Consider the following 26,196-nt stretch of genomic DNA (forward strand, 5'->3'; position numbering starts at 1 on the left):
TCTCAGTTTTGGTTGATGGATTCGAGGGCGACGCGGCCGCGGGCTACTTTTTTGAGGATTGAGTCTGCGGTCGCGGTCCAGACCAGGGGTTTGGGTTCGGTGTTGTGAACGGACCGAGTGGAACGCTCCACGGCGCAGGGCCTTGTCCGTCAGCTCCCGGAACCAGCGCTCGACGAGGTTCAGCCACGAGGACGAGGTCGGGGTGAAATGCAGCTGGAACCGGGGATTTTTCGCCAGCCACGCCTTCACGTCCGGGTGCTTGTGGGTGGCGTAGTTGTCCAGGATCAGGTGGACACCCAGGCCCTGCGGGACTTCCTTGTTAATGGTTTTCAGGAACACCAGGAATTCCTCGTGCCGGTGCTTGGGCAGGCAGGAACCGATGACTTTCCCGGTCGCCACGTCCAAGGCCGCGAACAAGGTCGTCGTGCCGTTGCGTTTGTAGTCATGCGTCATCGTTTCCGCCCGGCCCTTCTTCATCGGCAGAGACGGCTGGGTGCGGTCCAACGCCTGGATGGACGACTTCTCATCCATGCACAGCACGATCGCCTTCTCCGGCGGGTTCAGATACAGGCCGACGACATCAATGAGTTTTTCCTCAAACCGCGGATCGTTGGAGAGCTTGAACGCATCCACCCGATGCGGCTTCAAGCCCCTGGCCGCCCAGATCCGCTGCACCTGCGCCGGGGACACCCCGACCTTCGCGGCCATCGTCCGCACCGACCAGTGCGTCTGCCCTTCGGGCCTGAAATTGCGGGTCAGATCAACGATCTCATCGATCGTGGACTGCGGAATGACCGGCTTCCGGCCCCGCCCGGCACGCACCTCGCCCAGGTGGGCCAGGCCTTCTGCCTCGAACCGGGCCCGCCAGGACCGCACCGTCGCCGGGCTCGTCCCGGCGACCCGGGCAATCCACTCGCTCGCCAGCCCCTCGGAGGCCATCAGCAACACCTGGGCACGCTGCACCTCCCGGTGCGACGCCGTCCGGGACTTCGAAAGCGCCTCCAACAGAGCGCGCTGAGAATCAGAGACCACCAAAGCAGGAGCAACATTCGCCATACCACAAGCTTAACAAGCAAATTACTAACTATTTTGTAGACACACCACTAGCAGGAATTGCGGCGTTGCCCGGCGCCGCTACTTCAGGAACTTCCCTGACTGTCCAGGGGCTGGCCGCCGGCATCCTCTGCGCGATGTCCCTCCATGCGCGCCCGGGACCAGCCCCTGATCCCGCCTGTCCGCGCCGGGTTCCTCCCTGCCCGCGCGGCAAATGTTCGACGAACCTTGACGGTGTGACCTGCGTCGCGTAAATTGTTCAACAAGAATGAATTGTTCAACGATCCGACAATTCAACACAACGCTAGGTTTCCGGCCACGCTGGCGGCAAGCCTCACACAAACTGCCTCTGTGCCCCACCTGTCATCGTCGCAGGCCCGGACAAACAAGCAGCAAGCATCATCCGTCGCACCAGCCGATGAATTCCACACTCTTCATGGAGGAAAAAATGGCCAACCAACCCGTAGTGGCCTCCGGGACCCAGGCACCCTCTGTAGGGCGCAAGGGCATGTACAAGGCATTCGCCGCCAGCCTGACAGGCACTGCTCTTGAGTTCTATGACTTCGCCGTCTACTCCGCCGCCGCGGCGATCGTGTTCCCGCTCATCTTCTTCCCGGCCTCGGACCCGGTGACGGGCACCCTGCTCGCCTTCTCGACGTACGCCGTGGGATACATTTCCCGCCCGGTCGGCGGCATTATCTTCGGCCGGCTCGGGGATGAGATCGGCCGCAAGAAGATCCTGGTAATCACGCTGATGCTGATCGGCGTCGCGACCTTCCTCATCGGCCTGCTGCCCACTTATGGCAACATCGGCATCCTCGCACCGGCCATCCTTGTGTTCCTGCGGTTCGCACAGGGCGTGGGCGTCGGCGGCGAATGGGGCGGCGCGGTTCTGCTCTCCAGCGAATTCGGTGACCCGAACCGCCGCGGCTTCTGGGCGTCGGCGGCGCAGATCGGCCCGCCCGCCGGCAACCTGATGGCCAACGGTGCGCTTGCCGTGCTGACGCTGGCCCTGTCGGAGGAAGCATTCCTCGATTACGGCTGGAGAATTGCGTTCCTGATCTCAGCCCTGCTGGTAGCTTTCGGCCTCTGGATCCGACTCAAGCTCGAAGACACCCCCATCTTCAAGGCCATGGAGGCCAGGGGAGACAAGCCCAAGGCCCCGATTAGGGAAGTCCTCACCACCCAACGCCGTCCCCTCCTGGCCGCCATGCTCAGCCGGATCGGCCCGGACGTCACCTACGCCCTTTGCACAGTTTTTACACTCACCTACGGCATTCAGCAGCTTGGCTTCGACCGCGGCCAGGTGCTCGTGGCCGTACTCATCGGTTCGGCACTCCAGCTCTTCACCATGCCGCTCGCCGGCCACATCTCTGACCGCATCAACCGCCGGCTCGTCTACGGCATCGCCGCTGCGGCGGCCGCGGTGTGGGGGTTCCTGTTCTTCATCGTCCTCGAAGGACGTTCGCCGGTCATGCTGATCGTGGGCACGGTCCTGGGCCTGCTCTGCCACTCCTTCATGTACGGGCCGCAGGCAGCCTTCGTTGTTGAGCAGTTCTCGCCGCGGCTCCGGTCTACCGGCAGCTCGCTGGCCTACACCTTCGCGGGAATCATCGGCGGCGCCATCGCGCCGTTCATGTTCACCCTGCTGCAGAGCACCTTCCACAGCTGGGTCCCGGTCGCAATCTACCTCAGCGTCGCGTGCCTGCTGACCCTGGTCGGCCTCGCGCTCGGCAGGGACTCCAATGTCGCCGAGGACGAGGAATACCTGCAGGCCCCCGGTGAACTCGTGGAGAGCGGCACGCGATGAACCGGCCGAACTCCCTTGTGGCACCGTCCGAAGCGCGCCGGCAGTTCCGCAACGGCCTCGTCGTACCCACATCCGGATGGAGCGACGGCTTCACCCAGGCGAACCTCATCGCAGTGCCCGCCGACTACGCCGAGGAATTCATCGAGTTCTGCCGGCTCAACCCAAAGGCCTGCCCCGTCATCGACATCATCCCCGCGGGCAGCTACGAAAGTGCCCTGGCGGCCGGCTCTGATATCCGCAGCGACATTCCTGCGTACCGCCTGTGGAAGGACGGCGTCCTCGCCGACGAAGTCCCTAACGTTGCGTCGTTCTGGCGCGACGACATGGTGGCCGTGCTCATTGGCTGCAGCTTCACATTTGAGGCCGCACTTGCCAGCGAGGGCATCCCGCTTCGCCACACCGAAACCGGCCGCAACGTTCCCATGTACCGGACAAATGTGGAATGCACCCCTGCGGGACGCATTCACGGCCCCATGGTTGTCTCCATGCGCCCGATGCCGGCCGAGATGGTCGAGACGGCCATCAGGGTCACCTCACAGGTGCCGAAGGTCCACGGCGCCCCGGTTCATGTCGGAACACCCGAGGAATTGGGTATCGCCGACATCAACCGCCCCGACTTCGGAGATGCCGTGGAGATCCGGCCGGGGGAAGTGCCCGTTTTCTGGGCCTGCGGCGTGACACCTCAGAGCGCAGTGATGGCGTCCCGGCCCCCGTTCGCGATCAGCCATGCGCCCGGGCACATGTTCATCACTGATGTTCCCGAAAGCAGCTACCGGGAATCAGCGGGAGATGAATAGCCAGTGAAAAAGAGGATTCCGGCGGCCGAGCGGATGGCCCAAGGAGTAGTCAGGGCATCGGGGCCACGGCAGCAAGCCACCGGCACGCACTGCGAACTGTCAGGGGTCTGGCAGGGCCCCGCGGGAGTGCACATAGCGTTACACGAGGGCCAGCTCTTCCCGGGTGACTCCGGCCGGCCCTGCCTGTGGACACGCATCGGCTTCCTGGAGCCCAACGAAATCTGATCGCACAAATGCACGGCCGGGCAGTGGCTACCACTGCCCGGCCGTGCATCGTTGTCCCGTCCTGAGTTCGGTGCCGGACCGGCCTCGGTCAGGGGAGCCGCAGTGGCCTGAGCTCGTCGAACCGGTCACCTGGTCCGGGATTGCCGGGGCTGGTCTTGCCGCCAAGCTGCGTCATGACGCCCCAGACCGCATTGAGGCCGGTGGTGACGGCGCCGTCGGCCCAGCCGCCGGTCCAGGACACACCGTCTCCGGCCAGGTAGATCCCGCGGTGGGCCGCATCCATCCCGTCCTGCATGAAGTGCGTGTAGAGGCGCTCCTGGTACCGGTAATGGCCAGGCAGGTTGTCGCTGAAGGCGCCCATGAAGTTGGGGTCATCCTCCCAGGAGACCGTGATGGGGTCGCCGACGATGTGCGAGGCGATATCCACGGTGGGATAGATCTGCTTCAGCGAGTGCAGCATGAGCCGGACTCGCTCGTCGGCATCCAGCGGCAGCCACTTGAGCGCGTCGTCATTCCAGGTGTAGGACAGGCAGATCAGGGCGGGCTGGTCCGGGCCGTTGTCCAGCAGGTAGGTTCCGCGGGTGAGCCGGTCTGTGAGTGTGGTGCTCATGACCTGGCGCCCGGTAACCGGGTCGCGGTCCTTCCAGAACGGCCTGTCGACGACGACGAACGTCTTGGAGGACTGCATGTAGTGGCTGCGCTCGATCGCCGTCCAGAGCTTGTGGCTGAACAGGGATTCGTCCACGTCGATGCGCGCCGAAAGCAGCCAGCTCTGGCAGGTGGCAATGACGGCCTGGTACTGCCGCGACTGTCCCCATTTATCGGTGACGGTGATAGGTTCCGGGCTCACGCCCGGACCCGCCGGACTCCCGCCGCCAGCAGCGCGCCGGATGGCGGCGACGCCGGGCCGCGGGTGCCCGCCGTGGAGGGAGGCTAGGCTGGTGCCTTCCGGCCAGTGCGCCAGACCTGCCGGGGCATGGTTCCAGAGCCGTTCGGGCAGGAGCTGGGCCCCGCCGATGATCCGGTGCTGGTCGGCGTCGGCGTCGACATAAACGACGCGGAGGATCTCGAGGATGGAGTCCGGGAAGTTGGTGTCCCAGCCGCCGGTGCCGAACCCGACCTGGCCGAAGGCCTCGCGGTATTCGAAGGGCAGCGAGGAAAACGCCTTGGAGGTCGCCAGGTAGCCGGAGAATGACACATCGTCGAAGCGCGGCACCAGCTCATTCCAGAGCCTCTTGATGGTGCCCAGGTCACGGGTGCGGATGGCTTCCTGCATGGCGCTGAAGTGGGCGCGTTCCTCGAGGCAGTCGTCCCAGGCGCCGGAGACTTCCCGGAAGAACCCCGGCAGGTCTGCGGGCGTTTCGGCGTAGTGCGCCTTGCCACCCAGCTCGATCACGGTGCTGCCGGCCGCGGGGGTCAGCGGGTTGGGGAACGGCTGGGTTTCGATGCCGACGAGGTCCGCGTAGTGGAAGAACGAGGCACCGGTCTTCGGGAAGCGCATCCCGCCGAGGTCCGCCACCGGGCCGGACTGGCCCGGCTGGGTGCCGCCGCGCAGGCGTCCGCCGATCCGGGAGGACTCGTACACAACAGGCTTGAGTCCCATCTTCATGAGTTCGTAGGCAGCAACAAGGCCGGAGAGGCCGGCGCCCACAACGGCCACTTCCGTGCCGTACATGTCGGCCGGGACGGAGCCGATTCCCGCGTCATGGGAGATGTAGTCGTCGTAGGGGAACGGGAAGTCGGGGATGAGCATGCTCAGGTTTGCAGTCGGCGTGCTGGTGGCTGCGATGGTCACGGGCGTCCTTACTGGGGGTGGGCGCTGGCTGCGCTGTGGATGAAGCGGGAAAGGTAGTCGGTGTCCAGCCGGGCCTGGCGAAGGGTGGACACCGCAATGTCCGCGACGATGAGCGCGGAGTCGTCACCGGCCGCCGCAAGCCGGCGCCCGTACGGATCGGCGATGGTGCTCAGGCCGGCGAAATGCGGGCCGGCGTGGTTGGCGTACGCAATGAACAGCTGGCTTTCCAGGGCGCGGGTGGGCACCACCATCGCCGGAATCAGCCGGGTATCGAAGGGGTGGGCATCGGACTGGCCGCCCTCACGCAGCGGGACCGCCGTCGGAATGCAGAGCAGTTCCGCGCCGGCGAGCGCAGCGGCGCGGGCAAACTCGGGAAACTCGATGTCGAAGCAGATGCCGAGGGCAACGTTGATGCCGTTGAAGCGGACGACGGCGGGCGGCGCCCCGCCGGCGTCGAACGCCTCTTTTTCGGCGGCCCCGAACAGGTGCTGCTTGCGGTAGCGGGTCAGCTCGGCGCCGTCGCGGTCGAAGAAGGACGCCGAGATGTAGCGCCGGCCCCCGTCGTGCTCGACCGTGGAGCCCACGACCGCCAGGCCGGCGGACACGGCGATGTCGGCGAGCTGCCGCCGCTGGGCCGTCCCGTCGGTGCTGTGGACCAGGCTCGGCGCGTAACCGCAGACGAACAGCTCGGGGGTCACGAGGAGGTCTGCACCCTGCGCCTTGGCTTCCTGCGCGCGGGCGGCGAGCATGTTCAGGTTCTGCTGCGGTGAGTTGACCAGGCCGGTGGCCTGCAGGACGGCCACTTTGATCCGGCCGGTCACTTGGTGCCCTCCGGCCGGGCGCCGGCTTCGGGCGCCGCGGCACCGTCCAGGTCTCCGTTGCACAGCCGTTCCACCACGCGGGTTAGCATGTCCACGCCGGCGCAGGCGTCGTCGTCGTTCGTGTACTCACGCTCGTTGTGGGAGATGCCGTCCACGCTGGGGACGAACAGCATGACGGTGGGGACGACGTCCTTCATGTTGATGGAGTCGTGTCCGGCGAGCGTGAACACCTGACGGTGGCTGAGGCCCAGTTCGGCTGCGCATTCGGCGGCCAGGGCCACACCCGCGGGCTGGTAGGGGTTGATGCCCCAGGCGTGGGACTCGGCGACGTCGATGCTGACGTTGGCCTCCGCCTCGATGGCGGCGATGCCGGCGCGGAGCAGGGCCTTGGCGGAGGCCAGGATGTCCTCGTCGGCGGTCCGCAGGTCCATCACGAGCTCCACCCGGGACGGCACCACGACGGGCGAGTTCGGGTAGACGGTCAGCTGGCCCACGGAGGTGTGCAGCACGGCGCCGCTGAAGTGGTCAGCGATTTCACGCAGCAGCACCACCAGCCGGGAGGCCCCGAGCAGCGCGTCCTTGCGGTCGGCGATGACGGTTGAACCCGTGTGGGCCTGTTCGCCGTGGACGGTCACGGTGTATTTCGCGGCGGCCCAGCAGGCGTGGACCAGGCCGATCGTGGTGCCGGAGTCCTCCATCGAACGGCCCTGTTCGATGTGGATCTCGGCGTAGGCGGCTGCCGTGGGACCGAAGCCGCTGCCGAGGTGCCCGATTTCCGTGAGGGCGTCGCGCACGCTGGTCCCGGCGGTGTCTGTGACGGCCAGCGCGACGTCGGCGGGGAGCTTTCCAGTGTAGACCGAACTTCCCATCATGGACGGGGCGAAGCGGCAGCCTTCCTCGTTGAACCAGTCAACGACGGCGAGGTTGTATTTGGGCGCGGCGGGCGGGGTGCCGCCGTCGGGCGATTGGGAGGCTGCCCGGTCCGCCAGCCGGCGGCCGGCGTGAAGGGCAGCGGCGACGCCGTACGCGCCGTCGTACTTTCCGGCCGTCGGCTGGCTGTCCAGGTGCGAACCGACGAGAACGTAGGGTGCGCCCGGGTTCCATTCGATCAGCGCGAAGAGGTTGCCGATCCTGTCCGTCTCGGTGCGGAACCCGTACTGGGCGGCGAGGGAGGTGAACCAGGCGCGTGCCTGTGCATCTGCCGGAGTGGCGGCCTGGCGGTCCACGCCGTGGCCGGGTGTTTCGCCGATCGCCGAGAGGCTGCGGAAGTCGCGGAGGAACGCCGCGGCGTCGCCTGCCGTTCCCGGCTGGCTGGTGGATTCGTGGGCCCGGGTGGTGGCGGGACGGGTTGCTGCGGCAGTCATGGTGTGTGCTCCTTGTTGTTGTACCGCGTGGTTGAAAGCTGGGATGCCGGCATTGGTACCGGGATGGCGCCGGTCAGCGGCCGGGTGTGAGCGAGCTCGTTGACGCGTTTGCGCACCGAGTACCAGCCGGCAATCAGGGCCGGGATGATGATCGCGAGGGAGGCGACCGTGTAGGTTCCAATCGGGAAATCGAATAGCATCAGGACCAGCACCGCGGCCAGGAAGGCCAGGGTGAGGTAGGAGGTCCAGGGCGCGCCGAAGAGCCGGAAGGCGGGCCGGGGCATCAGCCCGGCCTTGGACAGTTTGTAGAGCTTGAGCTGGCACAGGATGATGGTTGCCCAGGTGCAGAGGATGGCCAGGGCGGTGGCGTTGATGGTGATCTCGAAGGCCATCTTTGGTACCACTGCGTTAAGTCCCACGCCGAGCAGGGTGAACGCGGCGGTGAAGAGGATTCCGCCGTAGGGTACACCGCCGCGGCTCATGCGTTCCATGAACTTCGGGGCGGTTCCGGTCTGGGCCATGGAGCGGTAGATCCGGCCGGTGGAGTACAGCCCGGCATTGAGGCTGGACAGGGCGGCGGTGAGGACGACGAAGTTCATCACGTCACCGGCGCCGGGCACGCCGATGCTGGCGAAGAAGGTCACGAACGGGGACTCGCCGGCTTTATAGGCACTGTACGGAAGCAGCATCGCCAGCAGTGCGGTGGAGCCCACGTAGAAGATGGCGATCCGGAAGATGACGGCGTTGACCGCCTTCGGCATGATTTTTTGAGGGTCCTTGGTCTCGCCCGCGGCCACGCCGATCATGTCGATGCCTGCGTAGGCGAACACAATGCCCTGCACGATGACGACGGCGGGCAGGAGCCCGTTGGGCAGCAGGCCGCCGTGGTCGGTGATCAGGGAGAGCCCGGCCTGATGCCCCGCGACCGGGAAGTTGCCGGCGAGGAAGATCCCGCCCACCAGGAGGAACGCCACGAGCGCACCCACCTTGATGATGGCGAACCAGAATTCCAGCTCCCCGAACAGCTTCACGGAGATGAGGTTGACGCCGGTGACCACGATGAGTGCGGCCAGTGCGAGGATCCATTGCGGGACGCTGCTGAACGCGGTCCAGTAGTTCAGGTAGACGGCGACGGCGGTGATGTCCACGATCGCCGTGAGCGCCCAGGACAGCGAGTAAACCCAGCCGGAGATATAGGCGGCTTTTTCGCCGTAGAACTCCCGTGCATATGAGACGAAAGAGCCTGACGAGGGGCGGTGAAGAACAAGTTCGCCGAGCGCCCGGAGGATGAAGAACGCGAACACGCCGCAGATTGCGTACACGACGGGGAGCACGGGCCCGGCCGAGGCGAGCCGTCCGCCTGCCCCCAGAAACAGGCCGGTGCCGATGGCGCCGCCGATGCCGATCATCTGGACCTGGCGGTTGGACAGGCCCTTCTTGTATCCGGATTGCTCGTCGGGGCGGACAGCCGTTGTCCGCTCCTCGACTGGGTCAATAGTGGTCATGGAAACTCCTGGCCGGTGAAAGTGTGGGAGCTGCCGCAGGAGCAGCTGACTTCGATCGTCCCAAGGCGACGGGCACTTGCCCATGACGGGAAAGACTGGAAAAGCCGCCAATAAATGTATGAACGTACATCCCGGCGGAGGGCGGGGTCGGCGATGATGGGTGAAGGGTCAAAACGGGAGGCTGACATGACGGACAAACTGACATGACGGACGACGAGCTGTGGCATCGCCTGGTTGACGCTGTTGGCGGGCAGCTTCCCGAACTCGTGGAGAAGTTCCTGACCCGGATCCTTCCGGACCCCGCCTACGCGGAGTCGGGCCTGACGCTTGAGGACCTGCGCAGCAGCAGCCTGAGTTCCTTTTCGGCCATGCTGGCGGTCCTTGGTGAAAGCGGCCCCGATGTCGACGCCCTGGAGACCTTCGCTTCGGAGCTTGGCGCCCGCAGGGCACGCCAGGGTGTGCCCTTGGAGAGCCTGGTCCGGGCGATACGGCTCGACTTCTCCGTGTTGTGGGATGCCCTGTCCGCCCCGGGGCTGGGCGCCGATCCGGCACTGCTGGTAAAGAAAGCGGAAGTCGTCTGGGCAACCGTGGACCGGTTCGCCGCCCGCGTCCAGGAGAAGTATCTGGCGGAGCTGGAGGAGATTGAAGGCGCCGACGCCGACCTGCAGCAGCAGTACCTCACGCAACTGCTGGCTCCGGCCGAACCCTCGGCCGCGGATCTGTCCCGGATTGCCGGCGCCCTGCGCGTTAACTCCCGCTCGGCGTTCCTGGTCGCGGCCATTGACCGGAACGACAGCCTGACGGTCAGGCGGCGCCTGCGCGCACGTCCGCCGAGGGACACCCCGGTCTTCACTTATGACCAGGGGCACCACACCCTGGTCATCCGGCCGCGGAATGTCTCCGCCGAGGAGCGGTTGAGCTTTCCCGAGGCCTCCCTGTTCGACGGCATGGCCGTGGCCGTGGCGCCCCACGCCAGCGGAATCGGGGGAGTTCGCACCGCGTCCAGTGCAGCCCGCGAGATCATGAAAGACCTGCCCATGGGCAGCAAGGGCGTCTTCACGCTCCGGGACCGCTGGCTGTCCATCACCGCCCACCGCCTGGCCCAGGTCGGCTGCGACCCGGAACTGCTCGTCTCCTCCGCGCTGGGCCGGTGCACCGCCGCGGAGCGCGAACGCCTCCTGGAGGCCGCACGCGTCTTCCTCGAGCTCGGCAGCCTCGTGGCGACCGCGGAGCGGCTGGCCTGCCACCGGAACACCATTGTCAACCGGCTGTCGGCGTTCGAGAACTACACCGGCCTGGATCTCCAGAAACCTCGCGACGCGGCGCTGGCCCTGATCGCCGTCGGGCGTTGAGAGCTGCGGTCACCCCCAAATACAGCCCCCTCAGGGCGGGGGGTACCCCACGGAAACTCCAAGGTTTTTCCAAGGTGGCGGATCGAGCATTAGCGTTACCCCGTCATCTCCAAAGCCACACGACGTCCCGGGTCTTCAAGCACTTCGCTCTGCAACGGTTGCGACTAGGACCGGAACAAGACAGTGAGGATCTGCCATGAGCAAACTAAGGAAACTGGGTGCGATCGGAACCCTCGGGCTGCTGGTTTCCACCACCCTCGTATTCGGTTCCGCAAACACGGCTGTGTCGGCGACCTGCAGCCCGGGAACGGCCGCCCCTACCAGCCCGCTGTCGGGCAGGATGCTGACCGCCACGACCTTCGAGGGCAACTCGCTCTCCCCGTTCGTCGCTACGACCTCGGGCAATGGCACGGCAACGGTCGCCAGTCCGACGGCGCACTCCGGGACGTGTTCGGCCAGGCTTCACGCCACGGCGGCTGTCGGTTCTGTGGCCAACATGGGATTGGCGCTGCCCGCCGGGACCAGGAGGGCCGGCGCGGACGCCTGGATTAACATCGCGACTGCCGGGCTGCCCGGGAACAACGTGCCCTATGTTCGGTTCTTCTCCGGTGCCACCCGGATCGCGGATGTGTTCCGGGACAACGCCACCGGAAAGCTGTGGCTGCGGATCACGAATCCCGACGGTACCTTTACGTACACCAGGCTCTCGGCCACAAGCATCCCGCTGAACACGTGGCACCGGGTCCAGATGCAGGTCAGGGCGAATGGGGCCAGGTCATCCATCGAAGTCTGGTTCGACGGCGCATCCATCTTCTCCAAAGAGGTGGGTCTTGGGACCACGAGCCTGAGCAAGGTCCAATTTGGCGCCGAGCACCCGCGCCAGATGGGAGACAGCTACGTCGACGACGTCGTAGTCAGGCGATAATCCGCACGTACTAGCGGGAGACGGGATCACCGGCGTCGAGCAGGCTGAGTTCGCTGCGGCGCGGGAAGCCTTCCCAGTCTCCGGGGACCAGGCAGGCGAAGGCGCCGGTTGCCGCCGCGGTTTTCAGCCGGTCCTCCGGACTGCGGTCTCCGATGAATTCAGCCAGGTAGCCGGCGACGAACGCGTCGCCGGCGCCAACGGTGTCCACCACGCCGACGGCGACCGCCTCCCGGCGGAACAACCGGCCGTTGATCAGCGCCACGGCCCCTTCCGCACCGAGTTTGATGACGGCCTGGCCGGGCCCGAGGGCCGCTATCCGGCGGGCCAGCTCCTCCGGCCCGCCGGCACCCACCGCTATCGCGGCCTCGTCGTCACCTGCGAACACGATGTCCGCCAGCGGAATGATGTCGCGGTAGACGCTTCCGGCACCTTCGCGCGACCACAGGTTTCCGCGGTAGTTGAGGTCAAAGGACACGGGCACGCCCGCTGCCCTGGCGGTGTCAATCGCGTACCTCAGGGTCGCTTCCGCCTGCGGCGACAGGGCAGGGGTGATGCCGCTGACGTGGAGCAGGCCGGCCCGGGTGATGAGTGCTTCGTCGATGTCCTCCGGGGCGATCCGGGAGCCGGCGCTGCCGGCGCGGTAGTAGCTGACGCTCTGGGTGGCCGGGGTCCGGCGTTCCTTGATCATCAGACCGGTGGGGGCGGAGGGGTCGACGGCGATGCGTACGTCCACGCCTTCGGCCCGGATTTCGCGTTCCACGAGCTGGCCGAGGGCATCCGCCCCGACGCGGCCGCACCATACCGCCTGCACGCCGAGGCGCCGGAGCCCGATGGCGACGTTGGATTCGGAGCCGCCGATGCCGAGGCTCATGGTGGACGCATGGGCGAGCGGGCCGACCTGATCGGCGCGCATCAGCGCCATGGTTTCACCGAAGGTCAGTACGTAGGGCGCCGTGCTCACTGGTTTTCACCCATCTGGCCTGCCGTTCGGTCGATCAGCTCGCGGACACGCCGCGCCCTGGCCGTGAGCTCCTGCAGGTCGCCGCCCTTGAAGGCGTCGCCGAGCAGCGGCCCGCCGAGGCTGACGGCCAGGGCGCCGGCCATGATCCAGCCCGGCACGTCCTCGATGTTGACGCCGCCGGAGGGGATCACCTCGATGTCCGGGAACGGGCCGCGGAGCTGCGCGACGTAGCCGGCACCGACCGTGGAGGCGGGGAAGACCTTGACCGCCGTGGCACCCAGTTTCCAGCCGGCGTGCAGCTCGGTGGGGGTCAGTCCGCCGGGGTAGACCGGCACGCCGCGGCCGACGCAGGCGGTGATGACGCCCGGGTCCGTCACGGGCGTGACGATGTAGGCGGCGCCCAGGTCGAGGGCCGCCTCGGCCTCTGCTGCCTCGGTGACGGTTCCGACGCCGATCTCAAGGGCGTCCCCGAAGCGGTCCCGGAGGGCGGGCAGTTCGTCCCAGACGCCCGGCGTGCTCAGCGTGAGCTCGATGCTGAGCACGCCGCCGCGCTGCAGCGCCTCGATCACGGGCGCGTAGTCCGAGGCGTGGCGGGCCCGCAGGACTGCCACTGCCCGGGTTTCGCGAAGGATAGCGGACGGGGCGGGCCGTGAAGTTGTGCCGGGGTGGGCAAGGCGGAGCATGGGAATCCTTTACTTGGCGGTGCGGGTGGTGGCTAACTCGGCCGCCGTCTCGGGCGCCGCGATGGCGCGGCTGTGGCTGTCGGCGTCGTCCGGGTCGGTCAGGTCGCGGTTGAGTGTTTCGGGCGAAAGCCTGGTGGCGATGAAGCTGACGAGCATGGTGGCGGACATGTAAATGGCGACCGGGATCCAGGAATTGCTGAAGAGTCCCAGGAGCCCCGCGCAGACCATCGGGGCGATGCCGCCGCCGATAATCGAGGAGAACTCGCGTCCCAACGTGACGCCGGCGTAGCGGTAGCGGCTGCCGAAAATCTCCGGGAAGTAGCTCATGTGGACGCCTACGACGCCCTGGCAGGCAAGCATGAAGCCCACGATGATGACCAGCACGATGGCCACGGGAGAACCGGTGGTCAGCAGCATGAAGGCCGGCGCGGGGAAAAGGACCAGCGCTGCGGTAATGAGCGAGACGACGCGGCGGCGCCCGATCTTGTCGGACAGGATTCCGAAGGAAACGGCCGCGACGCCGCCGCAGAGGGCGCCGATAAGCAGCACCGGCGGGATGAACTTCGGGTCGGTTCCCACCACCGTGATCAGGTAGGACGCCATGAACACCTGGATGGTGTAGGACTGGGTGCTGACGCCGAAGTTCATGAGGATCACGCGCAGGACGTTGGCCTTGCCGTTCCTGGCGACCTCCTTGAGCGGGGCGGGGGGTTCGGTGCGGGCCTGCTTGATTTCTTCGAAGACCGGGGATTCGTCCAGCTTGCGCCGGATGATGAGCGCGGCAACCGTGACGAAGATGCTGGAGAGGAAGACGAGCCTCCAGCCCCAGGTCAGCATGTCGTTGGGGGCCAGTGACTGTGCGGCGATCCACACCAGCGCGCCGAGGGCGGTTCCTGCGGCGGCGCCGACCATGATCAGCGAGGCCAGCTTGCCGCGGGTTCCCGGAGCCGCCGATTCGGTCAGCAGGGTGGCGCCGCCTGACTGTTCGGCGCCGGCACCGAAGCCCTGGGCCGCGCGGCACACGCACAGCAGGATGGGCGCCAGCAGGCCCACCTGGTCGAAGGTCGGCAGCAGGCCGATGACAAGCGTTGCGCCGCCCATCAGGAGGAGCGTGACCACAAGGATCCATTTCCGGCCGAGGCGGTCTCCGAAGTGGGAGAAGAAGATGCCGCCGAGGGGGCGGAACAGGAACCCGACCGCGAACGTGGTGAAGCTGGCGATTAGCGCGGCCGTGGGGGAGACGTTGGGGAAGAACAGCTTGCTGAAGACCAGCGCCGAGGCGGTGCCGTAGATGACGAAGTCGTACAGCTCAAGGGTGGTGCCGATGAGGCCTGCGACGGCGGCCTTCCGGACCTTGCTCTGATCCACTTCCCCTGGGGGAACATACGCTGCTGAGGTCATTTCCATACTCCTTTGAATGGATGTCCGATGGTGATCGAGCCTGGGAAGATCCGGTTTCTTGGTTTCGACAGGCTCAACCAGCGGGTCTCGTGCTGGTGAATTAGTAGGTGATGAGTACTTTGAGGTTGGTCGGGTCAGTCACGGGGGCTGTGAGCGCGGCCGCGGCGTCTTCGAGGGGGTAGGTGCCGGTAATGATGGACGGCAGGTCCACCGCCCCGGATGAGGCGAGTCCGATCGCCGTCGGGAACGCGTGGGCGTACCGGAAGGCGGTCACGAGGTCGATTTCGTAGCGCTGCAGGAATCCGAGCGGGATGCCGTCCACGGTTGGCCGGGCCTGGCCGACGACTGTGGCGCGGGTTGCCGGCGCCAGCGTCCGGATGCCGTCAGCAAGGGCCCTGGTGTTGCCGGAGCATTCGATCAGCCGGTCCATGTTGGTCAGGTCCAGCGGCTCGGTTGCGGTGTTGATGGTGCGGGTGGCCCCGAACTTCGTGGCGACGGCGAGCCGGTGGTCATTCACGTCCGTGACCACGATCTCCGCGGCGCCCTTGGCGGCCGCGACCTGCGAGACCAGCAGGCCGATAGGTCCGGCGCCGGTGATCAGCACGCGCTGCCCTTTCTGGACCTGGGCGCGTTCGACGGCCCAGACGGCGACGGCGAGCGGTTCGATCGCGGCCCCGATTTCTGCCGGAATGCTGTCCGGAAGCACGTGCACGGCCCGTTCGGGCACCACGACGTGCCGGGCAAAGAGGCCGTCCGTGGGTGGGGAGCCGAAGCAGGTTCCGGCCGGGCACAGGTTGTAGCGTCCCGAGAGGCAGGTGGGGCAGTTGCCGCAGGGCAGGGCCGGTTCAATGACGACGGCGGTGCCGGCGGCGACGGTGGCCTGCGCACCGGCGGCGATGACCACCCCGGCGCCCTCGTGCCCCAGGACCGTGGGCTGGCGGAGCACATTGGTGCCGTTGCGTCCGTCGGCGTAGTAGTGCATGTCGGAGCCGCAGATCCCGCCGGAGCGCATCTCGACCAGGACGTCGTTCGGGCCGAGGGCCGCCAGCGGCTTGTGCTCGATGCGGAGGTCGCGGGCGCCGTGCAGCACTGCTGCCTGGGTGCCGGAAGGAAGCCCGGCGGTGTCTGCTGCGGGAATGGTTTGGGTGGTCATGGCGTGCCCTTTGTGGTTTGAAGGATTGGGGCGGCAGTAAGGGAGGAGGGAGCGCTGGCTTCGGCGATCGCGGCCAGCGGGCCCGCGGAACGGATGATGTCGATGAATTCGCCGGTGCGCTCGAGGAACTCGCTGCGTTGGGCCAGTTCCTCGCCGAGCAGGTGGTGGTCGCCGAGGACCTTGCCGGCCAGCTCCCGGCCTGAGCGGGCGCCTGCGGCCAGGCCGGCCAGCAGGCCCCGGGCCGGATCTTCCATCGCTTCGGCCTGGGGGCCGGGGTCGAACCCTGCGAGCGGGGCGATGCATGACAGATAGGCCGCGGCGGTGAGCGCCAGAAGCTGGGGCATCCGGCCGTCGTCGAGCATTTGCAGCGCCGGCAGCGGGATCCGCTGGCGGAGCTTCACGGAGCCGTCGGAGCCCACCTGGCTGGTGCGGTGGCCGAGGGCGGTGTTCCGCCAGCGGGAGAAGAGCTGTTCCTCGTAGGCGGCGACGTCCACTCCGGCCGGCACCGAGACGCTGGGCAGGTACTCGCTCCTCAGGACCGAGCGCGCGGCGAGTTCAATGTGGCTGTCGGAGACGGACTCGGGAATGGTGACCGTGCCGGACAGGGCCCCGAGGTAGGCGATGAGGGAATGGGTGCCGTTGAGCAGGCGGACCTTGAGCTGCTCGTAGCCGGCCACCTCGTCGGAGAACACGGCGCCGCCCGCCTCCCACACGGGGCGTCCCGCAATGAAGTTGTCCTCGACGATCCACATGGTGAAGGGTTCTGCCGGCACCGGGATGCGGTCCGTGTAGCCGCGCCGGGCGGTGACCAGCTTGCGGTAGTGATCGGTGGTGGCCGGCACGATCCGGTCCACCATGGACGAGGGAAAGCTTGTGCACGTGTCGATGAAGGCCAGGGTATCGGCGGCTTCGGCCGGCGGCAGCAGGGAGGCGAATTCCCTGACCAGCCGCCGGGTGTGGTGGCCGTTGTCAGCCAGGTTGTCGCAGCTGAGGATGGTCACCGGCTCCGCGTGGGTGCGGGACCGGTGCTGCAGGCCGCGGACGATCTGTCCGATCGGGGTCCGCGGCGCCTCGGGATGCAGCAGGTCGTGCTGTATTGCGGGGTCCTGCAGGTTCAGTGAACCGGTGGCCGGCGTGTAGTTGTAGCCGTTCTCCGTGACCGTCAGGGACACAATGCGGGTGGCGGCGTCGCCGATGGCACTGATGACCCGGCCCGGGTTGCCGGCCGCCGTGAAGGCGTCGGTGTGGACCTGCGGAACGCTGAACGTGGAGCCCTCGGGCGAGATTTCCACGACGGTGTAGAGCATGTCCTGGGCGTGCATGGCGTCCGGGATGGCCGAGGATCGGCTGGAGACTCCGATGATGCCCCAGTCTCCGCCGTTCGCGGCGACTGCGGCGTCGGTGTAGACGGCCTGGTGGGCGCGGTGGAAATTACCCAGTCCCAAGTGCACTATGCCCGGGGACGGGGCTTCCGGCCGGCGCAGGATGCCCGGTGTCTTGGCGGAGAGCTGTGGGAGCGATGAAGTCACGGTCACCAGTCCTTCATGGAGCCGTCGAGTTCCCGGGCGATGGGCAGGTACGCCTGCTTGTACGGGAAGCGGGCGGCGGCTGCTTCGTCCACCTGGACGCCGAGGCCGGGCTCGTCCCCGGGGTGGAGGTAGCCGTCCTCGAAGCGGAAGCTGGACCGGAAGACCTCGGACACGAGGGGGTCGTACCCCATGTATTCCTGGATTGCGAAGTTGCTGGTGGCCAGGCCAAGGTGCAGCGACGCCGAGAGGTTGATCGGCGAGACGTCGGACGGCCCGTGCGGGGCGCCCTTGATCTGGTAGACCTCAGCCAGTGCCAGGATCTTGCGGACGTGGGAGATGCCTCCGGCGTGGACGACGGCGGTGCGGATGAAGTCGATGAGCCGTTCGGTGATGAGCTGTTCGCAGTCCCAGACGGTGTTGAAGACCTCGCCGATGGCCAGCGGGATGGTGGTCTGCTGGCGCAGCGTGCGCAGCAGCCGCTGGTTTTCGGCCGGCGTGACGTCCTCGAGCCAGAACAGGTCCACGTCCTCGAGGGACCTGGCCAGGCGGGCGGCCTCGGTGGGGTTGAGCCGGTGGTGGACGTCGTGGAGCAGCTTCAGTTCAGGGCCCACGTGCTCGCGCACCGCGGAGAGGATCTTCGGGGCGTGGCGCAGGTAGGCCGAGGTGTCCCAGTCTTCTTCCACCGGTCCGGCGCCGCGGCCGGCGGGTTCGTAGCTGGCGGCGCCCCTCGTGACGCCGTAGACCTTGTCCAGGCCGGGAACGCCGGACTGGGCGCGGACTGCCCGGAACCCCTGTTCGCGGCGCTGTTCCACGGAGTCGAGGAGCTCGGGGAGGTCCCAGCCGGTGGCGTGGGTATAGGTGAGGATCTTGTCGCGGGCTGCACCGCCGAGGAGCTGGTAGACGGGGACGTCCAGGGCCTTGCCCTTGATGTCCCAGAGTGCCAGGTCGATGGCGCCGATGGCGGCCATGGTCACCGGCCCGCGGCGCCAGTAGGCGCCACGGTAGAAGTACTGCCAGGTGTCTTCGATCCGGTCCGCGTCCCTGCCCAGCAGTGCCGGGGCAAGGTGGTCGCGGAGGTAGCTGGCGACGGAAAGTTCGCGGCCGTTCAGGGTGGCGTCGCCCCAGCCGACGATGCCGTCGTCGGTGGTGATTTTCAGGGTGACGAAGTTGCGGCTGGGGCTGGTGATGAGGACGTCGACGTCGACGATTTTTCGGGTCATCGGGAAATCACTACATTCTTCAGGGGCTGGTTCGTGGACAGGCGGGTGATGTTTTCGGCGATCTCGCGGGCGCGGCCGCGGAAGGTTTCGGCGGTGACGCCGGAGGAGTGCGGGGTCATGATGATGTTGTCGAGCCGGCCGAACGGCCTGGTGGCCGGCTCGCCGCGTCCGTCGGTGCCGGGGTACCGGTACCAGACGTCGATGGCGGCGCCGGCGATCCGGCGGTCCTTCAAAGCCTCGTAGAGTGCGGCTTCGTCGACGACGGGTCCGCGGGCGACATTGACGAGCTGTCCGTGGGGGCCGAGTTCGTCCAGTTCGGCGGCGCCGATCAGTGAGGTGGTCCCGGCGTCCAGCGGGATGCTGACCACGAGCACGTCGGACTCGCTGAGGGCTTCGCTGAGGCGGTCTGTGGTGCCGGCCCAGCGCAGGGTGTGTGTGTCGGGGTTGACCGAGCCGCTGCGGGTGATGGCGATGCCCTCCGCGCCGAAGGCCTGCAGGAGTTTCCAGGCGGCGCTGCCAATGTGGCCGAACCCGAGGAAGGTCACCACGGCTCCGCGCAGTGTCTCCGGCTGGGGGATCTCAGGGGAGTAGACGGACGAGGCCCAGACTCCCGTGCGCAGGGCGGCGTCCTGGCCCAGCAGGTTGCGGCGGAGGGCGACGAGCACGGTGGCGATATGTTCGGCGATGGAGCCCTCGTGGTGGAAGGTGTTGGCGCAGACCGCCCCGGCGGGCAGGGCGGCGGCGTCGATGCCGTCGTAGCCGGCACCTGCGACGTGCACGAGGCGTAGGTTCCGCGCCTCGGCGCCCATGGCTTCGGTGAACTTGGGGCCGACGTAGACGTCGGCGTCCTTGAGGTCGGTCAGGACCGAGTGTTCGTTCCAGCTGTCGTGCCAGGACGTGACCGTACCGTTCGGGAGCGCTTCCTCGAAGGTGGCCCGGTGGGGCATCAGGTTGGGGTCTGTGATGACGATTCTCATGGTTACTTTCCCTGGAGGGTGTGGTCGGCGGTGCGTGCGGCGAAGGTGGAGCCGCGCACGATGAGCTGTGAATTGAGGTGGACGGCCTCGGTGGCCGTCGGCTTGCCGGCGATCTGTTCGAGGAGGAGTTCGAGGGCGAGGGAGCCGCTGCGGCTGATGGGCACGCGGACGGACGTGAGTCCGGGTTCGGCGGCGGCGGCGATGTCGAGGTCGTCGATTCCCACCACGCTGATGTCTTCGGGGCAGTGGTAGCCGAGCGTCCGGGCGCCGGCGAGCATGCCGATTGCCACGAGATCGTTGTAGGCGATGACGGCGGTGGCGCCGCTGGCGACGACCGATGCAGCGGCTGCCAGGCCGCCGTCGACCGTGGCGTTCTGGTTGCCCACGGTGACCAGTTCGATGCCCCACTCGTCACAGAAGCGCGTGATGGCGGAAAGGCGCTGGCCGTTGGCCCATGACGATGCCGGTCCGGGGATGTAGGCGAGCTTGCGGTGGCCGAGGGCGTGGAGGTGTTCCACGGCCTGGCGGAGTCCTTCGCCGGCTTCCATCAGGACGCGTGCCGCGTGGTCGGCCTCGCCGTTGATGACCACGAGCGGTGCGTTGCCCGCCAGGTTGTGGATCTGGTCCGAGGGGAGCCGGGGCGAGCACAGGATGATGCCGTCCACTCCGGTGGCGAAGGCTGCCAGGTGGTCGCGCTCGCGGGCGGAGGACTCGGCGGTGTCGGCCAGCACCATCCGGTGGCGGCCGTGCCAGGCCTGGTCCTGGATGGCCTTGATGAGGGCGGCGAACACCGCGTTGGAGATGTCCGGCACGACGACGCCGAAGGTCCGGCTGCCCGTGAGGCCAGGCACTTCGTAGCCGAGCTGAACAGCGGCGTCCATCACCTTCTGGCGGGTCTCTGCCGCCAGCCGGCCGGGGTCTCCGAACGCCCGTGACGCCGTGGCGAGCGAGACGCCCGCCAGCTTTGCGACGTCCGTGAGTTTGGCCGCCATTGGTCCTCCAGTTGCCTCGTTGAAACCCTTGCCCCTCAAGTATGGAAACAGTTGTACAAGCTTGTCAAGCTTTTTCCATGACGTGGCTCACAGGGTATGACGTGGCTCCAAAGGTTTGCCACGGCGATGGGTCTTGACCGGCGATACTCGGCGATATATCGTTAACTATCGCCGAAAGATCGTCGATACGGACAAAACTCACTGAAAAGGAAGGACGATGCCGCTATGAAAGGCATTCACGACAACAGATTGACAGGTGGCGGACCGGCAATGGGACGCTTCGGGCGCAGCAGGAGCCGCCGCGGACCGCACGGACACGGCGGCTTCGGGCCCGGCCGCGGATTCGGGCCGGGCTTTGGACCTGGTTTTGGACCGGGCTTTGGTCCAGGTGGTTCGCGTCGGGCAAGCAGGGGCGACGTCCGTTCGGCAATTCTGTCCCTTCTGGCCGAATCACCATCCAACGGGTACGGATTGATCAAAACCATTGCGGAGAAAACCTCCGGAGCCTGGCGCCCCAGCCCGGGCTCGGTTTACCCGACACTCCAGCAACTCGTTGATGAAGATCTCATCGCACCCGTAGGAGAAGGCCGGCGCACCGAGTTCACGCTCACGGATGCGGGGCGGGCGTATGTGGCCGACCACGCCGAAGAACTGGACAACGCGTGGAACACCGATCCGCAGGGATCCGGTCCCGCGTTTCATCAGAGCGTGGCAAAGCTCATGGGAGTCATCCACCAATTCCGCTTCGCGGCAACCGAGGAACAACGCAATGCCGCGGTGGAAAAAATCGATGAAACCCGCCGCGCGCTTTATCACATCCTCGCCGACTAAACCCCGTCAGGTCGGTGTTGCGTCGTTCGTTTGAAACCGCCCCGTCCGGCCGGGGCCAGAAACAGTTGACACAGGGCCGTGTTAGCCGCGTTGAGTTCGTCGTCGAGATGCTTGCGCGCGGGCTGCATGGCAGCGTCGAGGCCTCGTCGTGCCAGTTCCATAGCTTTGAGGAGGAGGCCTCGCAGGCCTTCGACTCCGCAGATGAGGAGTAGCCGCCCGGTATTTTGCGGGCAACTCGTTGGGGGCGGCACCGGCCGGTTCTATTCCCTCGCCGGCCGGGGTGCACTTTATTCGGGGTTGCTGGAGCGGCGGCCGATGACCGCGGCGGCAGGCATCGGAGCCACGTGGATCCGGGCCGCCTTCCCAGGGGAGGCGGCCCGCACGAACTACCCTCCGGTGCGGCTGACAATTCGCAGCCGCGCCAGCTGGAGGCTAGCCTTCACATTCAATGCAGTAAGCGTGCCCGTTCTTTTCGCGGGCGATCTGGGAGCGGTGCCGGACCAGGAAACAGGAGTAACAGGTGAACTCGTCCTCCGCCTGGGGGACCACCTGGACCACCAGTTCCTCGGCCACAAATTCACCGCCCGGAACGATGGAGTCGTCCATCGCATCGGCTTCATCCAGCTCACGGACCACGCTGCGGGCGTCAGGGGCGTTTGCGGATTGCAGCGCCTCCAGGGAGTTGTCCTGGGATTCCTTGACGTCGGAACGTACTTCGTCGTAATCGGTTGCCACTTAGGTGCTTCTCTTTTCTGGCGTTTCTTCTCTGACGGATATGCAACCTACACCATTGCGCCGATATTCCCTTGTCACGAAGACCAGCGGGCGTGGTTGGACAGCTTACCTCAGGCAAGCTATGGCTTCTCACAGGAACGGCCGCAGCGCCGGGCACCCGGCCCTAGGCTTACCGGCCTGAAGATAATGCGCCCAAGGATTATAGGCACAATGGACGGGTGACTTCTCCGGCCCGGCCTCCTGCTCCCGTTCCTGCCAGCGGGCCCTTCGATTTGGGTGCCATCGGAGCGGGGCTGGTCTTCGCGGATTCGCTGGGGGTGCTCGAGGAAGCGCTGCGCGCGCGGGGCGCCGCCGGAACGGCAGTGGTGCAGGCGCCCCCGGGCACGGGCAAGACCACTCTGGTTCCGCCCCTTCTCGCCAACATCGCGGCCTCCACCATCGCGGCCTCCAACTTCGCGACCGGCGCCGTACGGGAGAAGGGCCCGCGCATCGTCGTGACCCAGCCACGCCGCGTGGCGGCGCGTTCCGCGGCCCGGCGGCTTGCCACCCTGGACGGCAGCCGGCTCGGGGATCGCGTGGGGTACACGGTCCGCGGCGAACGCCAGGCCGGTTCCAACACGGTGATCGAATTCGTCACCCCCGGCATCCTGCTGCAGCGCCTGCTCTCGGACCCGGGCCTGGAGGCAGTGGACGCCGTCATCCTCGACGAGGTGCACGAACGCGGGCTGGAGACAGACCTGCTGCTCGGCATGCTCGCCGAGGTCCGCCAGCTGCGCGGCGACCTCACGCTCGTCGCCATGTCGGCCACCCTGGACGCGCCGCGGTTCGCGGCCCTGATCGGTGAGACGGAGACGGGGGGGAACGACGGCGGCGGCCCGGCTCCCGTCGTCGACTGCCCCTCCGCGCTGTACCCCCTGGAAACGAGCTGGGCGCCCCCGGCGGTGCCGAGGCTGGACATGCGGGGCGTGACGCGCGCGTTCCTTGACCATGTGGCCGACACTGCCGCGGCCGCGCACTCCGAAGCGCTGGCGCGGGACATGAACGTTGACGCCCTGGTGTTCCTCCCCGGTGCGTGGGAGGTCTCCCACGTCGCGGGCCGCCTGCGCGGCCGGGTTGGTTCGGGCACCGAGGTGCTGGAGCTTCACGGCCAGGTCAGCCCGGAGGCGCAGGACCGCGCCGTCTCGGGACGGGACCCGGGCGGTCCGCCGCGGATGATCGTTTCCACGGGGCTCGCCGAATCCTCCCTGACGGTTCCGGGAGTCCGGCTGGTCATCGATGCAGGGCTTTCCCGCGAGCCGCGGCGCGACTCCGCGCGCGGCATGTCCGGCCTGGTGACAGTGTCCTGCTCCCGGGCGTCCGCCGATCAGCGCGCCGGACGCGCCGCGCGGCAGGGCCCCGGACAGGTGGTCCGCTGCTACGACCAGAAGACGTTCGGAGCCGCGCCGGCCCACAGGACACCGGAGATCGCGGTGGCCGACCTGACGGGCGCCGCCCTGGTCCTTGCCTGTTGGGGAGCGCCGGGCGGCCGGGGACTGGCCCTTCCCGACGCCCCGCCGCAGGCCGCGATGGACGACGCCGTCGAGGTGCTGCGCGAGCTCGGGGCGGTGGAACCGGACGGGCACGCCACGGACCTCGGTAAAACCCTGGCCAGGATTCCGGCGGACCCGCGGCTGGCCCGCGCCCTGCTGGACGGCGCCGCCGCCGTGGGCCACCGGACCGCGGCGGAGGCCGTCGCCGTCGTTGCCGGGGACCAGCGCGCCCCCGGCGCCGACCTGACTCGGTTGTTGAACACCCTGCGGGCGGGGAAAGACCCGGCGGCGCGGCGCTGGGCGGAGGATGTCCGGCGGATGGAGGCGATCGCACGCCAGGAGGCCACCGGCGTCGCGCCTGTCCACCCCGATGCCCCGGTGACCGGCGCAGAGGCCGTCGGGTTCGTCGTCGCCCTCGCATTCCCGGACCGAGTGGCGCGCCGCGTCCCGGGGCAGGGACCGGAGCGCTACCTGCTGTCCTCAGGCACGCGGGCGGGGCTCCCTGCCGGCAGCCCGCTTACCGGGCACGAGTGGCTGGCGGTCGCGGAGGTGTCGCGCGCCGAAGGACGCGACGCCGCCGGGACCGGCGCCGTCATCCGGTCCGCAGCACCGCTGACGGCGGACACGGCCGAGGCCGCTGCCCGGCACCTCCTGGCGGAAACGGTGGAAGCGGGGTTCAGCCAGGGCCGGGTGACGGCCCGGCGGGAACGCCGGCTGGGAGCGATCGCGCTGTCGTCCACGCCGGTCAGGCCATCCGTGGAGGAGGGACGCGCCGCGGTGGCCCGCGCGCTCGAGAGGGAAGGGCTGGGGACCATCGGATGGTCGATGGCGGCGGATGGCCTGCGCCGCCGCCTCGCCCTGCTGCACCGGGAACTGGGTCAACCCTGGCCGGACGTTTCCGACCAGGCGTTGCTGGGCAGGCTGGACGAGTGGCTGGCGCCGGAGCTGGAGGCTCTGGCCGGCGGGGCCGCAACGAACCGCATCGATCTGGCCGATCCGCTGCGGCGCCTGCTGCCGTGGCCCGAGGCGTCAAGGCTGGGCGAGCTGGCGCCGGAGTGGCTCGAGGTGCCCAGCGGTTCGCGGGTGCGCATCGACTATCCGGACGTAGCAGACGACGGCGGCCGGCCGGTGGTGGCGGTCAAGCTCCAGGAATGCTTCGGCTGGGCAGCGACGCCGCGGCTGGCGGGGGAGAGGGTGCCGGTGCTGTTCCACCTGCTGTCGCCGGCCAGGCGGCCGTTGGCGGTCACGGACGATCTCGCCTCCTTTTGGTCCGGACCTTACGCGCAGGTCCGTGCCGAGATGCGCGGGCGCTATCCCAAGCACCCCTGGCCGGAGGATCCGTGGACGGCGCCGGCGACGGCAAGGACAAAGCGCAGGATGTGACTCGGCTCCGCTTCGGGTGCGGTCATTGTGGGGGCCGGCGGCCAGGCATACGCTGGGACATATACGAGCGGTGGACGCTGCTGCCGCTTGGAAAGGGCGCTACATGGACGCCACATCCATCACCGACACCTTCCACCGGCCTCTCCGGGACCTGCGGATTTCAGTCACGGACCGGTGCAATTTCCGGTGCGTCTACTGCATGCCCCGGGAGATTTTCGGCAGGGATTACGTCTTCATGCCCCGGGAGCAGCTGCTGACGTTTGAGGAAATCACCCGGTTGGCGTCGATTGCCGTGGCGCACGGCGTACTGAAGATCCGGCTGACCGGCGGGGAGCCCCTGCTGCGGAAGGACATTGAGGAACTGGTCCGCATGCTGGCCCGGTTGCGGACCCCCGACGGGCGGGCGCCGGATCTGGCCATGACCACCAACGGCTCGGTGCTGGCGCAGAAGGCCCTGGTTCTCAAGGATGCCGGGCTGAACCGCGTCACCGTGTCCCTGGACTCCGTCCGGGAGGAAACGTTCCAGGCCATGAACGACGCCGGCTATCCCGTGGCCAAGGTCCTGCACGCCCTCGACGTCGCCCAGGCGGCAGGCCTGGGGCCCGTGAAAATCAACATGGTGGTCAAGCGCGGTCAGAACGACCACGACATCATTGACACGGCCCGCCACTTCAAGGGATCCGGGTTCATCCTCCGGTTCATTGAGTACATGGATGTGGGAGCCTCCAACGGCTGGAAAATGGATGAAGTTGTGCCCTCCGCCGAGGTCCTGGCCCGCATCAGCGCGGTGTTCCCGCTGGACCCGGTGGCGCCGAACTACCCCGGCGAGACGTCCGAGCGCTGGCGCTACCGTGACGGCAGCGGCGAAATCGGCGTCATCTCCAGCGTCACCCAGGCCTTTTGCCGGGGCTGCACGCGCGCCCGGCTGTCCGCCGACGGCAAGCTGTTCACGTGCCTGTTTGCCACGGCCGGCACGGACCTGAGGGCACTGCTGCGGGGCGGCGCCTCCGACGCCGATCTTTCCGCGGCACTGTCTGCCCTGTGGGGCGGCCGCGCCGACCGCTACTCGGTGCTGCGCAGTGCCAACACCCCCGTTGCCCCGGACACCGCGGCCCGCAGGATCGAGATGTCGTACATCGGCGGATAGGGCCAGGC

Annotated in this window: 21 protein-coding genes and 1 pseudogene; 8 read left to right on the forward strand and 14 right to left on the reverse strand. The window is 67.6% G+C overall.

Annotated features, from left to right (window positions below):
- Positions 1–2: 2 nt before the first annotated feature.
- Positions 3–1,056, reverse strand: a pseudogene (locus ASG92_RS09010) (IS630 family transposase).
- Positions 1,057–1,501: 445 nt separating this feature from the next.
- Here ASG92_RS09010 and ASG92_RS09015 point away from each other — a divergent pair.
- From ASG92_RS09015 to ASG92_RS09025, 3 genes are read left to right on the forward strand one after another with little or no spacing between them, the layout of a single operon-like run.
- Positions 1,502–2,863: an MFS transporter gene (locus ASG92_RS09015; protein WP_056627397.1), complete on the forward strand. Its 1,362-nt coding sequence runs from the start codon at positions 1,502–1,504 to the stop codon at positions 2,861–2,863.
- On the forward strand, positions 2,860–3,660 hold the full coding sequence (locus ASG92_RS09020; protein WP_082579403.1) for a putative hydro-lyase: 801 nt from the start codon (positions 2,860–2,862) through the stop codon (positions 3,658–3,660). The genes ASG92_RS09015 and ASG92_RS09020 overlap by 4 nt, the downstream gene beginning before the upstream one ends.
- A gap of 3 nt (positions 3,661–3,663) precedes the next feature.
- Entirely contained in the window at positions 3,664–3,885 is a 222-nt protein-coding gene (locus tag ASG92_RS09025; RefSeq protein ID WP_056626939.1) for a hypothetical protein, read from the forward strand.
- 88 nt (positions 3,886–3,973) lie between these two features.
- Here ASG92_RS09025 and ASG92_RS09030 read toward each other — a convergent pair whose 3' ends face one another.
- From ASG92_RS09030 to ASG92_RS09045, 4 genes are read right to left on the reverse strand one after another with little or no spacing between them, the layout of a single operon-like run.
- Positions 3,974–5,638 (reverse strand): NAD(P)/FAD-dependent oxidoreductase, encoded by a 1,665-nt coding sequence (locus ASG92_RS09030; protein ID WP_082579425.1) that lies wholly within the window; start codon positions 5,636–5,638, stop codon positions 3,974–3,976.
- A 50-nt stretch (positions 5,639–5,688) separates the two neighbouring features.
- The gene (locus ASG92_RS09035) at positions 5,689–6,501 is read right to left on the reverse strand and encodes a nitrilase-related carbon-nitrogen hydrolase (RefSeq protein WP_240987065.1); all 813 of its coding nucleotides are present in this window, start codon (positions 6,499–6,501) and stop codon (positions 5,689–5,691) included.
- Positions 6,498–7,865, reverse strand: a complete 1,368-nt coding sequence (locus ASG92_RS09040; protein ID WP_056626945.1) for a M20 family metallo-hydrolase — start codon at positions 7,863–7,865, stop codon at positions 6,498–6,500. The genes ASG92_RS09035 and ASG92_RS09040 overlap by 4 nt, the downstream gene beginning before the upstream one ends.
- Complete coding sequence (locus ASG92_RS09045) at positions 7,862–9,370, reverse strand: amino acid permease (RefSeq protein ID WP_056626947.1); 1,509 nt, start codon at positions 9,368–9,370, stop codon at positions 7,862–7,864. Before ASG92_RS09045 ends, ASG92_RS09040 begins: the two co-directional genes overlap by 4 nt.
- Positions 9,371–9,573: 203 nt before the next feature.
- On the opposite strand from ASG92_RS09045, the gene ASG92_RS09050 reads away from it, so the two are divergent.
- Together ASG92_RS09050 and ASG92_RS09055 are read left to right on the forward strand one after the other, a co-directional pair.
- Entirely contained in the window at positions 9,574–10,722 is a 1,149-nt protein-coding gene (locus tag ASG92_RS09050; protein ID WP_056626949.1) for a helix-turn-helix domain-containing protein, read from the forward strand.
- 196 nt (positions 10,723–10,918) lie between these two features.
- The gene (locus ASG92_RS09055; RefSeq protein ID WP_056626951.1) at positions 10,919–11,647 is read left to right on the forward strand and encodes a hypothetical protein; all 729 of its coding nucleotides are present in this window, start codon (positions 10,919–10,921) and stop codon (positions 11,645–11,647) included.
- A gap of 10 nt (positions 11,648–11,657) precedes the next feature.
- Here ASG92_RS09055 and ASG92_RS09060 read toward each other — a convergent pair whose 3' ends face one another.
- The 8 genes from ASG92_RS09060 to ASG92_RS09095 form a co-directional block, all read right to left on the reverse strand.
- The gene (locus ASG92_RS09060; RefSeq protein ID WP_082579404.1) at positions 11,658–12,608 is read right to left on the reverse strand and encodes a sugar kinase; all 951 of its coding nucleotides are present in this window, start codon (positions 12,606–12,608) and stop codon (positions 11,658–11,660) included.
- Positions 12,605–13,291 carry a bifunctional 4-hydroxy-2-oxoglutarate aldolase/2-dehydro-3-deoxy-phosphogluconate aldolase gene (locus tag ASG92_RS09065; RefSeq protein WP_082579405.1) on the reverse strand — a complete coding sequence of 229 codons (687 nt, stop codon included), beginning with the start codon at positions 13,289–13,291 and terminating at the stop codon, positions 12,605–12,607. The genes ASG92_RS09060 and ASG92_RS09065 overlap by 4 nt, the downstream gene beginning before the upstream one ends.
- A 9-nt stretch (positions 13,292–13,300) precedes the next feature.
- The gene (locus ASG92_RS09070) at positions 13,301–14,692 is read right to left on the reverse strand and encodes an MFS transporter (protein WP_056627414.1); all 1,392 of its coding nucleotides are present in this window, start codon (positions 14,690–14,692) and stop codon (positions 13,301–13,303) included.
- Between the two features lie 100 nt (positions 14,693–14,792).
- A complete protein-coding gene (locus tag ASG92_RS09075) occupies positions 14,793–15,845 on the reverse strand; it encodes an NAD(P)-dependent alcohol dehydrogenase (RefSeq protein WP_056626953.1) in 1,053 nt (350 codons plus the stop codon).
- Complete coding sequence (locus ASG92_RS09080; protein ID WP_056627417.1) at positions 15,842–17,374, reverse strand: mannitol dehydrogenase family protein; 1,533 nt, start codon at positions 17,372–17,374, stop codon at positions 15,842–15,844. The genes ASG92_RS09075 and ASG92_RS09080 overlap by 4 nt, the downstream gene beginning before the upstream one ends.
- Before the next feature lie 2 nt (positions 17,375–17,376).
- On the reverse strand, positions 17,377–18,594 hold the full coding sequence (gene manD, locus ASG92_RS09085; protein ID WP_056626955.1) for a D-mannonate dehydratase ManD: 1,218 nt from the start codon (positions 18,592–18,594) through the stop codon (positions 17,377–17,379).
- Positions 18,591–19,571, reverse strand: a complete 981-nt coding sequence (locus tag ASG92_RS09090) for a 2-hydroxyacid dehydrogenase (RefSeq protein ID WP_056626956.1) — start codon at positions 19,569–19,571, stop codon at positions 18,591–18,593. Before ASG92_RS09090 ends, manD begins: the two co-directional genes overlap by 4 nt.
- Before the next feature lie 2 nt (positions 19,572–19,573).
- Complete coding sequence (locus ASG92_RS09095) at positions 19,574–20,563, reverse strand: LacI family DNA-binding transcriptional regulator (RefSeq protein WP_056626957.1); 990 nt, start codon at positions 20,561–20,563, stop codon at positions 19,574–19,576.
- Positions 20,564–20,788: 225 nt separating this feature from the next.
- Between ASG92_RS09095 and ASG92_RS09100 the strand changes: the two genes are divergently transcribed.
- Positions 20,789–21,394, forward strand: a complete 606-nt coding sequence (locus tag ASG92_RS09100) for a PadR family transcriptional regulator (protein ID WP_056626958.1) — start codon at positions 20,789–20,791, stop codon at positions 21,392–21,394.
- A gap of 432 nt (positions 21,395–21,826) precedes the next feature.
- On the opposite strand, the gene ASG92_RS09105 is transcribed toward ASG92_RS09100, so the two are convergent.
- A complete protein-coding gene (locus ASG92_RS09105) occupies positions 21,827–22,129 on the reverse strand; it encodes a DUF4193 domain-containing protein (protein WP_056626960.1) in 303 nt (100 codons plus the stop codon).
- A gap of 218 nt (positions 22,130–22,347) precedes the next feature.
- On the opposite strand from ASG92_RS09105, the gene hrpB reads away from it, so the two are divergent.
- Together hrpB and moaA are read left to right on the forward strand one after the other, a co-directional pair.
- Positions 22,348–25,041, forward strand: coding sequence for an ATP-dependent helicase HrpB (gene hrpB / locus ASG92_RS09110; protein ID WP_056626962.1), 2,694 nt, complete (start codon positions 22,348–22,350; stop codon positions 25,039–25,041).
- A gap of 103 nt (positions 25,042–25,144) precedes the next feature.
- Positions 25,145–26,188: a GTP 3',8-cyclase MoaA gene (gene moaA, locus ASG92_RS09115; RefSeq protein WP_056626964.1), complete on the forward strand. Its 1,044-nt coding sequence runs from the start codon at positions 25,145–25,147 to the stop codon at positions 26,186–26,188.
- The last annotated feature ends 8 nt before the right edge of the window (positions 26,189–26,196 follow it).

The sequence above is a fragment of the Arthrobacter sp. Soil736 genome, from assembly GCF_001428005.1.
GTDB lineage: Bacteria > Actinomycetota > Actinomycetes > Actinomycetales > Micrococcaceae > Arthrobacter.